Source organism: Chryseobacterium sp. ON_d1 (assembly GCF_006829085.1).
In the GTDB taxonomy this organism is placed as follows: domain Bacteria; phylum Bacteroidota; class Bacteroidia; order Flavobacteriales; family Weeksellaceae; genus Chryseobacterium.
Window position 1 is genome coordinate 1 of sequence record NZ_BJTC01000023.1, and the last position, 12338, is coordinate 12338.

Below are 12338 nucleotides of genomic sequence, written 5' to 3' on the forward strand. Positions count from 1 at the left end.
CTTTTTAGAAATGGTTCCCAATCAACAGCCAGAATATTTTTTCAGAAATAAAAAAAATATTTTTTTACATGTTAATGCATATAATTTTAATTTGCTGGATAATCTAAAATTAATAGAGTTTGCTATTCTGAAAAAAGGAAAAATTCCTCATAAAGTGGACATCGGTGGGATTTTGCAGGGTTCAAATTCTGAGCAAATTGAACAAGTTTTACTATTGCCTGTTGAGCGTCCGAATATTATAAAAGAATTAAGTAATGACACAGATTATTCTTATCGATATCAGTATGATAAATATTATATTTATAATATAAAAACTAAAGAAAGTTTAATTAGCGTTAATTCAATTTATTTATTTTCTACTATAGCTTATTCAAGACCTATAATCTTTATTAATAACCATCAGTTTTACTATAAAAATCTTATTGGAGATTTGAAGCTAGTATCTTTTAGTAAAGAGAATAAATTGTCTGAAAATCTTCCGATAAAAGAATTTAATAATTTTGTTTTATTCAATATTGTAGAAAAAGGAAATGACAACATTGCTATTTTAAACTTGAAGGAAGATAAATTGCTAGATAATTTAAAATGGTAAACGTAAGTTAAATAACGTAAAATAAGAAAAAATTAGTCTCGTTAGACTGCCCCCAAAAGTGTCTAAAATTTTGGGGCAGTCTAAATTAGAGTGGTTTTATATTTTATACTAGAAATTGATAACACTTTCAATATTTTTGTTATTAATGAGACTTAAGAAACAAAGGTTAACCAATGTTTGCTTGTTTAATTTCATAGAAGAAAAATCAATATTTACAACTATACAGATCAGGTAGGAAACATCAGACTGGCGTATTATAAAGATTCTTCTGGGAGCCTGAAGGTAGACAGAACTACTCACTATTATCCTTTTGGATTGGAGTTTGGGGGAAACTTAAATACTGCTAATTCAGTATCTCCAAATTATAAATACTCTACACAGGGACAGGAAAAACAGACGGAAACAGGCTGGAGCTCTTACCGATGGAGGAATTATGATCCTGCTATGGGAAGATTTTTTAATGTTGATCCGTTAAGTGAAAAATACACTTATCAGTCACATTATAATTTCTCGGAAAATAAAGTTATATCTCATAGAGAATTAGAGGGCTTAGAAGCAATAGATGCTAATAAAGTTAGAGAAGCTTTTGATAATGGAAAAAAGGGGAAAAGCTATCAATTAGTTATTCATGTAGACCAACCAGGGAAAGGAGGAGACAGAACTGTATATCAAATTAGTCCAAACAGAGATTCAGGACATGCATTTATAACATTAAATAGGAAAAATACAGATGGTACAACAGATTCTAAAACTTTTGGATTTTATCCTTATCCACCTAGTATAAACCCTATAGCATCAGAGGCATCAGGAAAAATAAAAGATAATTTTGGTCATGAACAAGAAGTAGTACAAACAAGGTCTATTAATGAGAAAAACTTTAATGATATTTTAAATTTTGTAGAATCAGATCAAAATACCAAATATGATTTAAATACCAATAATTGTGCTGACTTTGTTATAAATGCAGCAGCAGCAGGAGGTGTCAAATTACCAAAAACTACGAGTTCATATGGTGGATTCAAAGGACATAATCCGGGTGATTTAGGAGAAGATATAAGAGAACAAAATAATAATATTCGCAAGGGAAAAACCCTTGAAGGTAATTCAAAAACATCAAAAAATAAAAATAATGAGAGCGATAACGATAGAGTTAAAGGTATTGGTTTGTAGTTTCGTAGTTGTTTTTTTCTGCTTTTGTTGTTCAAAACCAAAGCAACAGTATAGTAACCCGGTTTTTGCAACTTTTTTTAATGAATTAAGTAATGAGAGTGCAGAAAAATTTTATGATTCTTACTATAAAGATAAGCCAAAAGACTATAAGGAGGGATATATTCAAGTATTAAAGGAATTTAAGAAATATAATTGTGAATTCACTATTACAGATTACGACTCTTATAAAAGTGAAAAGCCTAACCTAGATGGCATAACGGAAGGTGTTTATATTCTAGAAAACAAAAATCTAAAAGATCCATTTTTTATTAAAATTGAAAATAATAAAGTACAATATTTACTTTCAATAGGCAAAGGTAAAGAAGATATTATTGGTTGGCTTTAAAATTATAATTGATAATCTAAAACTAAGGTAATAAAAACATTCTTTCCAAACATTAGCTCCTATTATTAATGAGATAAATAATCCTAAAAACAGATAATCTACATGATTGTCTGTTTTATTTCATAGGAAAAATCAAAAGTTAACAATTACACAGATCAGGTAGGAAACATCAGACTGGCGTATTATAAAGATGCTTCCGGAAATCTAAAGGTAGACAGAACTACTCACTATTATCCTTTTGGATTAGAGTTTGGAGGAAACTTAAATACGGCTAATTCAGTATCTCCAAATTATAAATACTCTACACAGGGACAGGAAAAACAGACGGAAACAGGCTGGAGTTCTTATAAGTGGAGGAACTATGATGCTGCAATGGGAAGGTTCTTTAATATAGATCCATTAAGTGAAAAATATGCTTATCAATCGCATTATAACTTTTCCGAAAACAGAGTTGTTAATGGTAGAGAATTAGAAGGATTGGAGTGGGTTCCTTCAACAAATGGGAATAACATAACTCTAGATTATTATGTTAAATTAAATAATAACAATAATTATATCAATAAAGACCAGATGATGACTCTTGCCAATGAGCGTAGGGATGTTTTGGTTAGCAACTTGTCAGGTAAAGATTCAGATAATAGAAATGTCAAAGTAAATGTAATTTATAGTGATAATGCTACAATTTCTTGGGATTACAATTCTTATATTGATACTACTGGAATTGATTATTCTTCGCTTCCTGCAAATGAAGTGGATATGGCGAAATTAATTGATCAAACCGCAGCTGGTATAACTGATAAGATTGGGGATACTAAAAATAACAGAACTCAAATCAACTTAGGCAATACTCTTTTTGAAAATGAAGTTAATAAATTTAATGATCCAGTTGAAAGAAAAAGAGTTGCAGCAGCAGGAGCCCATGAAGATTTGCATACTACGGGGCAGCAACATACAAATAGGTTAACTGACCGAAAAAGTAAGCTATATCAAGAGCAAAGTAGTGATAATAAAAATTCAATGAATAAAGGGTATGAAAGTGCTAATACACATGTTACTCCTGAGCAGAGAAAACAAGTCGTAGACCAAATTATTAATCAAAATCAATAATAATGAAAATAATTTTAATACTAATTACAATCTCTATAATCTTAAGCTGCAATGTGAAAAAACAGTTTGAAAGAAATGACTTAGCTAGGAGCAAAACATTAAATACTCTTACAGAAAAATTTAATTTAAAGGAAAATACTACTGCAATTCTTTTTATGGAAACTTTCAACAATGATAGCTTACTAATTAAAAATAATAAGAGTGAAATTATAAAAAAAGTACTACTTAATTCTCGCCCTCAACTGGAACTAACATCCATGAAATTGTTACCAAATAATGAGGATATAATTTTAGATTTTAAAAATAGTAGGAAAATTTTTCTTAAAAAGAAAGAATTAAGTAGATATAAATTTATTTATATATCAAAACCTTCCTATGAAAATAATAAATATGTAATAGTGTTTACTAACAATTGGAAGCGTTTACGATAGTATAACCGCTCTTGCACGATTGTATCCCCCGCTGTACGAGCGTCTCGCTCGTGTCCATGGTAGAATAAATAAAAACCACTAATAGTAGTGGTTTTGTTTTCTTTCTTCCAAAGCTATTATATTTATCAATACAAAGATCATCTGGAGAATACCAGGGTAAGTTTTGCAAAAAACAGCGCAAGCGCTCTTGAAATTACAGATACCAGCAACTATTATGCATTTGGGCTAAATCATATCTCAGGATCATTGAGCACTTCCCAGTTCGGAGGTTATTATTCTTACAAGTACAATGGTAAGGAACTTCAGGAAACAGGTTTCTTTGATTATGGAGCAAGAATGTATATGCCTGATATAGGAAGATGGGGAGTTGTAGACCCGCTAGCAGAGAAGATGACAAGGTATAGTCCTTACAACTATGCCTTCAATAATCCAATCAGATTTATCGATCCAGATGGTAGAGAAGCAACAGGTTGGATTAAGGATAAAAAATCAGGAGAAGTATTTTGGGATAAAAATACAAACAGCCAAGCGCAGTTTAATAAAAATTACAAAGGAAAAGAAAGTTCCTTTGCTTATGTAAGTAATAAAAGTGATTCAAGTACTTACAATCTTCCTAACGGTTCTGGTTCACTAAAAATGAATACTTGGGTGGAGAATAGCAGCGAAGACGGTCTTATAGCTCCAGAAATTACAATGACTTTTACATCAAATAATGGGAAAGCAAACTCCGGATGGTTTCAAACTTATATATCCAACACTCCTGATTATGATGGAAGTGAAAAAAGTTCAATACCAGGTTCTTTAGATGAAAGATTGGATGGAGAAGGCAAGGTTCAGGGATCAAAAGATTTTACAAAACCTGAATATTTTGATGTTCCAAAGCTTAATAGCCTTCATGATACTCCTCAAAGAGAATATTTTGGAAAGAAAGTTGATAAAAACTCTTCTTCAGCAGTAAAATGGGATGCCCAGTCTTCAATGATTATTAACGGTAAAGCTTCATTTACTGTAAAATGGGGATTTACGTTATTTGGAACAGGGGCAAAAGACCATAAATATAATGCTCCAAGAATTATTAATCCTGATAAAATAACACAACAACATATAAATGCAATACCTTACTTACATGAATAAGTTTTTAATTTTAATTTTATTTGCTGTTTCCATAGATTTATGGTCTCAAAGCTTAAAGTTTGGCTATCCAAAAGAAGTTGAATCTAACGATATAATATTATTAAATATGTTTAAACACAGAGATGGAAGATTTATTGATGAGTCAGAAATAAATACCCTTTCTATCTTTCTTAAAGATCATAATGATAAAAAGTTTAAGATTAGAATACATATTTTTGGTGGAGCGTCAAAAGGAGCCCTATCATATACTAAAAGTCTGAGTAATAATTTAAACAAACAGTTAGAGGACTTCAGCAGTAATATTGTTGATATAGAGAATTGCGGGGATAAATATCCAATATTTTGTGTGGAAAAAACTGAATTTAAGCGCAGGAATAATAATAGAATAGAAATTATCTGTCTCTAAATCCTTGCTAACACAAGCTTGGAGTTGCTACCTTTGTTAGGACAAAGTTTTTATCCTCTTTAACTTTAAGAGTATGAAAAAGATGAGAAAAACCTACAGTTTAGAGTTTAAGCTCCAAGCAGTATCTTTAATTGAGCAGAGAGGCAATGTTTCTTCGGTAGCTCAAGAACTGGGGATCTGCAAAGAAAGTCTAGTTACTTGGAGAAAACTACAGAAAGTAGGTAAGCTGACTAAGGAAAAACAATTTTCCTTCGATCCTATAAGAGCAGAGTTGTAGATGGGCGAGAATTAGAGGGGTTGGAATGGGTTAAAAGTACCACATTAAATGATAATAAAACAAAAACATATACATTAAGTGCTACAATCAACCTTGTGAATAGATCGCAAAATCTAACTCCAGAAGGTATAGAAACATTTAAAACAAATTTTGTTGCTCAAATGAAAGAATCATTTGGTGGTACTTTGAATAATGGTGATACAGTAGAAATAGGAAATATCAACTATGTGGATAAAGGACCCTACACAGTAGTTTTAGTAGATAAAATTTCTTCTGAAAAACCAATCACAGAACTTGATAATGGTTCTGAAATTAAAGGCTATACTTTGGGAGAAAATGGAAATAGCCAAGCTAATTTTATGGAAGTTATTGTATCTAGAGAAATGACACCAGCATATGCTACACATGAAATTGGCCATTCTTTAGGACTTAAACATCAAAGTGATGACAGTAACAAGGTGAAAGATCTAGTAAAGACAGATAATCTAATGTTTGCTCCTCAATTTGAAATCTCTAAAAAGACAATACCAGAACAGAAACAAACTATAATTAAAAATATTCCCGATGAAAAAGCTAAGTAAAATATTTTTTTTATTATTTATTGTAATATTTACCTTTAGTTGCAGTAGCAATAAAGTGAGATATACTTTTATTCCAGAAGAGAAGGATAATAAATCTATAAATGTTAATGATTTAAAACTACTTTTACATCTGTATAATGAAAAAGATATTCTTAAGAATATTCTTATTAAAACAGATCGTGGAAATATTTTATATTCTAATGAAGGAGTATTTAAGAAGAAGACAGAATTTAAGGAATTAGAGTTGCCTAAAGACACTAAATCTCTTATTATCATTTATAATAATAAAAAGAATAGAATAGAAGTTAAGAAAAATTATAAATATCTTTATATTGAATTTAGAGGGAGTGATTTATTGGAAATAGTATACACAACTGAAAAGCCAGCCTTCACTTAAAAACATAGAGCCACTGCAACTGCGGTGGTTTTTGTATTAATAATTCAAAATTATTCCAGATGAAAAAAGTAAAAATTAATCTTTGTATAGTGCTTTTACTACTAGTAATTAGTTGTAGCACAAATAATTTAAGATATACTCTTATTCCTAATGATAAAAGATCTGAAAATATAAAAGAGAATAAGGCTCTGTTATTATATTTATATAATGAAAAAGGCATAACTAAAGATATAAATATTACCAGCGAGAAAAAAGAAAAAATATACTCGAATAAAGGGATTTTAGGAGATAAGTCAAAGTTTTTAGAATTAAAAATTCCAATTGGAACAAGATATGTGATTATTAACTATAATAAAAAAAGAAATAAAATTGAAGTTAAACATGATTATAATTATTTATATCTTGAATTTAAAGGCGAAAACTTTATAGAGATTGTATACTCAAATGAAAAACCTGAATTTATAGATTAAAATTTATAATGAAAAAGCCAAGTAAAATATTTTTTTTACTATTTATTGTAATATTTACCTTTAGTTGTAGTAGCAATAAAGTGAGATATACTTTTATTCCAGAAGAGAAGGATAATAAATCTATAAATGTTAATGATTTAAAACTACTCTTATATCTGTATAATGAAAAAGGAATAAAAAAAGATATTACACTAATTACAAATGAGGGTGTTTTAATTTATTCAAATCATGGTGAATTGAAAAAAAATCTCAATATATAGAATTGAATTTTCCTCAAAATACAGAATATATTATTATCAAATATAATGGAAAAAGAAATCGTCTAAAGGTTAATACAAGTTACAAATATTTATATTTTGAGTTTGTTGGGGAAAATCTTATAGAGATTGTTTATTCAGATGAAAAACCAGCCTTCACTTAAAACATAAACCACTGCATTGCAATGGTTTATGTATTGTTCTGTTTTGTATTTATTATAGAAGATTCAAATACATCTTTTATTGTAAACTTATCACCTAAAAAAGATGCAAATTGTATATGGAGAATCTAAAATGGATGGTAATACCCATCATGGGAGTATTATATCACAAGATAATGCAAGAACATTGGCTCATGAACTAGGCCATAAAGCTGGACAATATCATATTTACGATCAAGAAAGTAAAGTTTCGAACACAAGTGAGAATAAAGATAATTTATTTAACTCCAGAGAAAATCCAAATGAAGTTAACCAGAGGGAAAGCAAAAAGAAAAAGGAAATTTTTTTAAAAATTTATTTAATTAGGAATATGAAAAATCTAATAATATTAATACTCTATTTGTTAATAATTTCATGCAAAGAAAAAATAAATTCATTAACACCTCCAATCAATCAAGATAGTGTAATCACTATGAGTTCTGTTTCAAATTATGATAGTATTGCGAAACTTGTAAAAACTAAAGGGGATACATTAGCATATAGTGAACTTTTTTACTTTCTTAAAGATTCAAATAAGAGGGATAGAACAGATACTTTAATGCATTATTCAAAAATAATGGCTGAAAAATTTAATAATGAACAAGCATACTTAGATTACTTTAAAGCTCTTTGTGAGAAATATGATATTGAAGTTAACTTCGGTGACTATTCTTCAATTGATATTTCATTAATGGATAAATCTTCGAAGCAAAAAGCCAAAAGCTGGCTAAATAAAATGCTTGAGAAGAAGATTATCTCTAAAGACCAGTTTGACTCAATTAAAAAATAGGATTATGCATATAATGCTATACTGAGAGAATTAAACAAAAAGAAGATAAAATATAGAAAAGTAAAATGTGAAATGCGCGGTATTGAAACACCCCTTGCCAACGCAATCTAAAAAAGGAGTAAAAGCAAATATGAATCAAGCGGAAATAGATCATATTAAAGCTAAAAGTAAAGGAGGTACTAATTCTTACAAAAATTCACAAGTTTTAAATAAAAAAGAAAATCTTGATAAATTAGATAAATAAAAAATAATAATATGGAAAATCTAAATGATGCTGTAATAACAACACGTTTTGTTTTAGAAAATAATTCTACAATTGTTTCTGTATTTAGAGACGAAGATGGAGATTGGCAATTTTTTGGAAAAGAAGAAAATATTTCTGAAGAAGATGCAAAAGTAATTAGTTTGGAAGAGATTTTACGGATTGATTCAACCCTAAAAGAATTGTTAGATATTAACAATGGAAGCCATGCTCATAGAGAAAATAAAGAAGATAATTGGGTAGTTGAAAGATATGAAGAATAAAGTAATGGTAAACGTTTTTCAAATAGTTAGATTTAAGGAATTAGAAAACCTAAAGAAAATTGTGAATGAAACAAATGTAAATAGATTTGTGAATGAATACAAGCAAAATCTACTTCACGAAGCAGTTGCTTATGATGCGTTAGAAATTTTAAATTATCTTTTATATTGTAATATCAATATTAACAAACAAGATGATGAGGGGAAAACACCTTTACATTATAGTTTAGATCATAATAATTATGAGCTTACTAAATTGTTACTAAATACTAAAGGAATAGAGAAAGATATTAAAGATCAATATGGAAATAATGCAATGTGGGTAGCCGTTTTTAACGCAGATGGTGACTATGATATTGTTAAATTTCTAAAAGAATATGGAATTGATTCAACTTCTAAAAATAACAGTGATAGATCCCCATTAGATCTTGCGAAACAGTTTGATGATGATGAAATGATTGAAATTCTTACTTCTTAACAACAGTTCTAAAAAAATGAAGTTTTTAATATTATTTCCCGTTGTTCTGTCATTACTAGCTAATTCCGAAGAAATTGTTTCCAGAGAGCTATCTTGCAGAGATTTTACAAATGGAAAGTTTGTGCTAATAAATAAGAAGACAAATAAAAGGTATCTTATAGAAAAATCCAAAGATCTTCAAAAAGAAGAGGTTTTTGATCTATCTACCAATAAAAAGATACAAAAGGATAGATACTATAAAATATTGTGGAAGAGTGACTGCCAATATATATTATTATTAGATCTTGTTAAAAGCCAATATGACGAAACTGATAAGTATATTAATTCTCATGGTGGGTATCTTTGCACAATCAAAAAGATCGAAGGAAAATGCGCTATTATTGAAACCCAATTTGAGGGGGAGGTTTTTGCTTCTGAAGTTTGTAAAACTCAATAAGAGATAGATTTATAAATATGTTGTTTATTTAGGGTATTATTTTTTAATACCCTAAATTTTAGAACAAATTTCTTTAGGGTAGGAAACATCAGATTGGCATATTATTAAGATGCTTCCGGGAGTCTGAAAATAGACAGAACTACCCATTTTTATCCTTTTGGATTGGAGTTTGGAGGAAACTTAAATACTGCTAACTCAGTTTCTCCAAATTATAAATACTCCACACCGGGACAGGAAAAGCAGATGGAAACAGACTGGAGTTCTTACCGATGTTAATCAAGAAATAGCTGAAGAAAAGCTGTGGAGCGAAAAGAAAAATGATTCAAGATTTAATAAATGAAAATAGTAGAGCACTTAGAAAAACATATTGGTAAAATATCCAATGCTGTAAATATTACAGATAAGAAATATGAAATTACAGTATCATTATATGATAATATTCCATTTGAAAAAGTAAGAACATATTCGACTTTAGGAATGAATCAATATTTTGTTGGTTATTATTTTGAACTTATCATGGTTTGTGATGATAAGTTTAACAAAAATGAGATCGCATCTTTTTTAACCAGTCTTTCGGAATATTTTATAGATAATAAAAAAGGGATTCGGAGAGGAGATGTAATGACGCTTGGGTTTTCAATGACTTCCGAGACTAAAATGAATTCATTATATTTTACTCTGCCGTTTTATTTCGATGATGATTTACAGCAGTTAAAATTAGAAGACAAGACAGTAATTTTTCCATTAATCATACCTGTTTATAATGAAGAAGCTTTATTGATAAATAAAAAAGGTTGGAATAGCTTTGAAACATTTCTCGAAGATAACGAGATTGATAATCTTTGGGATTTAAAAAGAGAACCTTATATATGGTAAATATTAATCGATAAAAATGAAAAAATGGTTCCAAGTTTCTTAAAATAGTTGGAAATGTTCCAAACATGTTGATAATAAATTAGAAGTATTTTCTTAAATACTATAGTTCTAAAATATGAATAGAAATCTCAATTTAAATGATATTGTGATTAGTATGAAATCAGAAGTATAATATGAAACTTTTAGAATTAATAAATTATTTTAAAAATGGTGGCTCTTATGAAGAGTTTTATAAATCATAATCTATTGATATAAAAAATAATGAGGACTTACAGGATCTATTTTTAGAATTGATTGAAGATGAATAAATACCTCGATATATTTGAGGCTGCTTTTACGAAGTAGCCTCATTCATAATATAATCAGCCTCATTTCCAAATACAAAATTATAACTAATGTATAAACTTATTGAACCAGAGGTCGCAGGAGGCTTGGGTGAACAAACTCAAATAGATAACTCTTTTTTTCCTCCTCTTATTAAAAATCTTCACTATGAATTTGAAGGCTGGTTAGGAGATGATATTTTAGAATCCTTTCCATACTACATGGTGACAGAGAGGCTTAGAGATGGTATTGAACTTGCAAAACTGACAGGCGTTATTTTTGACAAAGTTTTAATATCCAAATCTGAAACTTTTTTAGAACTTTATCCTGATAGAGAACTTCCAAATTTTTTTTTGGCAAAAATAAACGGAGAATCAAGTAGGGATGACTTCTTTATTACGGAAAAAAATGTTTTAGCAATATCTGAGAGAACGTATTCATTATTGAAAAATTATAATATAGACCAAGCAGATATTGAAGATTTATAATGTCTGTTTTAAGTCTCTTATGAATAATATAAACGCAAGATAATATTAACATAATTAATATGGAAAGAATTTACACCTTAGAAAGTTTTAGTGCATTAGATATTGCTACAAAAAGTTTTATTATTGAAGATTTGTTATCGGATGATTATTATGGTAGACAAACAGATCTTTTTACTTTGGATATTGGAGTAGAATATACTCCTGAAGTACAAGAAAAGCATGAGATACTCTTTGAAAGTTTAATTGAAGAATTAAGCTTAAAAATATTCTCAGATAAAAAAGAATTAAAATATGATTTTGAAAAGAATAAATTGGCATCAACAATAAGGAACGAAGCAATTTATAATATGATAAGAAAAAAAGGATTTGCTACAATCAGGCCTAATGATAGCTCATTTGATCCTGAAAATAATTAGATGAATTATAACTTCCATAAAATAATAATATAAGAAAATGGAAAATATTTTTGCAGACAGTACTATTGTCTCTATTACAGTAGCTAAAATTGATAATAAAAAATTAAATACGACAATTTTTAGTCCCCCGCTGGCGCGAGCGTCTCGCTCGTGCCCACAATTAGACTGCACCCAAAAGTTTAAACAAAATTAAATAATCTTTTGATAATAAAGAATTCGATATTCTATCGGACTCTTTCCTTTGGTGGAGATCTAAATATTAATGGTACCATAACTCCAAGCTATAGATACTCTACCCAAGGTCAGGAAAAACAGATTGATACAAAATGGAGTTCTTATAGATGGCGAAACTATGATGCTGGGATGGCCAGGTTCTTTAATGTTGACCCGCTAAGTGAAAAATACAATACTTGGTTGACTTATGCTTTCAGTGGAAACAGAGTAGTTGATGCAAGAGAATTGGAGGGGTTAGAACCTAACTCTGTACATGGCACATACAAAGAAGCTGTTGAAAACTTTGGAAATCAATATAATAATATGTCAATTCGGATGAATGGTGAGATTGGTACAAGATTTTATAAGGCGAAAAATGCTAATGGTA

At 29.1% G+C, this 12338-nt stretch carries 20 protein-coding genes; all 20 read left to right on the forward strand.

Annotated elements, in window-relative coordinates; all coding sequences use genetic code 11:
* Positions 1-592: hypothetical protein (locus CRS_RS24565; RefSeq protein ID WP_172617148.1), on the forward strand; the 592-nt coding region annotated here is incomplete at its 5' end.
* 276 nt (positions 593-868) lie between these two features.
* Entirely contained in the window at positions 869-1762 is an 894-nt protein-coding gene (locus CRS_RS24130; protein WP_262711796.1) for an RHS repeat-associated core domain-containing protein, read from the forward strand.
* Positions 1722-2147 (forward strand): hypothetical protein, encoded by a 426-nt coding sequence (locus tag CRS_RS24135; RefSeq protein WP_142726493.1) that lies wholly within the window; start codon positions 1722-1724, stop codon positions 2145-2147. The genes CRS_RS24130 and CRS_RS24135 overlap by 41 nt, the downstream gene beginning before the upstream one ends.
* Before the next feature lie 174 nt (positions 2148-2321).
* Positions 2322-3254, forward strand: a complete 933-nt coding sequence (locus CRS_RS24140) for an RHS repeat-associated core domain-containing protein (protein ID WP_142726494.1) — start codon at positions 2322-2324, stop codon at positions 3252-3254.
* Between the two features lie 2 nt (positions 3255-3256).
* Complete coding sequence (locus tag CRS_RS24145) at positions 3257-3685, forward strand: hypothetical protein (RefSeq protein ID WP_142726495.1); 429 nt, start codon at positions 3257-3259, stop codon at positions 3683-3685.
* An 87-nt stretch (positions 3686-3772) separates the two neighbouring features.
* Entirely contained in the window at positions 3773-4819 is a 1047-nt protein-coding gene (locus tag CRS_RS24150) for an RHS repeat domain-containing protein (protein ID WP_228451345.1), read from the forward strand.
* Positions 4812-5225, forward strand: a complete 414-nt coding sequence (locus tag CRS_RS24155) for a hypothetical protein (RefSeq protein ID WP_142726497.1) — start codon at positions 4812-4814, stop codon at positions 5223-5225. The genes CRS_RS24150 and CRS_RS24155 overlap by 8 nt, the downstream gene beginning before the upstream one ends.
* 73 nt (positions 5226-5298) lie before the next feature.
* Positions 5299-5502, forward strand: a complete 204-nt coding sequence (locus tag CRS_RS24160; protein WP_142726498.1) for a transposase — start codon at positions 5299-5301, stop codon at positions 5500-5502.
* A 20-nt stretch (positions 5503-5522) separates the two neighbouring features.
* Positions 5523-6083 (forward strand): hypothetical protein, encoded by a 561-nt coding sequence (locus CRS_RS24165; protein WP_142726499.1) that lies wholly within the window; start codon positions 5523-5525, stop codon positions 6081-6083.
* A complete protein-coding gene (locus tag CRS_RS24170) occupies positions 6067-6480 on the forward strand; it encodes a hypothetical protein (RefSeq protein ID WP_088584197.1) in 414 nt (137 codons plus the stop codon). The genes CRS_RS24165 and CRS_RS24170 overlap by 17 nt, the downstream gene beginning before the upstream one ends.
* 59 nt (positions 6481-6539) lie before the next feature.
* Positions 6540-6950, forward strand: a complete 411-nt coding sequence (locus CRS_RS24175; protein ID WP_142726500.1) for a hypothetical protein — start codon at positions 6540-6542, stop codon at positions 6948-6950.
* Between the two features lie 524 nt (positions 6951-7474).
* Positions 7475-8197, forward strand: a complete 723-nt coding sequence (locus tag CRS_RS24180) for a hypothetical protein (RefSeq protein WP_142726501.1) — start codon at positions 7475-7477, stop codon at positions 8195-8197.
* An 82-nt stretch (positions 8198-8279) separates the two neighbouring features.
* Positions 8280-8441 (forward strand): HNH endonuclease, encoded by a 162-nt coding sequence (locus CRS_RS24185; protein ID WP_142726502.1) that lies wholly within the window; start codon positions 8280-8282, stop codon positions 8439-8441.
* A gap of 11 nt (positions 8442-8452) precedes the next feature.
* Entirely contained in the window at positions 8453-8722 is a 270-nt protein-coding gene (locus CRS_RS24190; protein WP_142726503.1) for a hypothetical protein, read from the forward strand.
* Positions 8712-9197: an ankyrin repeat domain-containing protein gene (locus CRS_RS24195; RefSeq protein ID WP_142726504.1), complete on the forward strand. Its 486-nt coding sequence runs from the start codon at positions 8712-8714 to the stop codon at positions 9195-9197. Before CRS_RS24190 ends, CRS_RS24195 begins: the two co-directional genes overlap by 11 nt.
* A 16-nt stretch (positions 9198-9213) precedes the next feature.
* Positions 9214-9633, forward strand: coding sequence for a hypothetical protein (locus CRS_RS24200; RefSeq protein ID WP_142726505.1), 420 nt, complete (start codon positions 9214-9216; stop codon positions 9631-9633).
* 336 nt (positions 9634-9969) lie between these two features.
* A complete protein-coding gene (locus CRS_RS24205; protein WP_142726506.1) occupies positions 9970-10509 on the forward strand; it encodes a suppressor of fused domain protein in 540 nt (179 codons plus the stop codon).
* Between the two features lie 395 nt (positions 10510-10904).
* Entirely contained in the window at positions 10905-11321 is a 417-nt protein-coding gene (locus CRS_RS24210) for a hypothetical protein (RefSeq protein ID WP_142726507.1), read from the forward strand.
* Positions 11322-11380: 59 nt separating this feature from the next.
* Positions 11381-11737 carry a hypothetical protein gene (locus CRS_RS24215; RefSeq protein ID WP_142726508.1) on the forward strand — a complete coding sequence of 119 codons (357 nt, stop codon included), beginning with the start codon at positions 11381-11383 and terminating at the stop codon, positions 11735-11737.
* 201 nt (positions 11738-11938) lie between these two features.
* On the forward strand, positions 11939-12338 hold a 400-nt coding region (locus tag CRS_RS24220), incomplete at its 3' end, for an RHS repeat-associated core domain-containing protein (protein ID WP_308463724.1).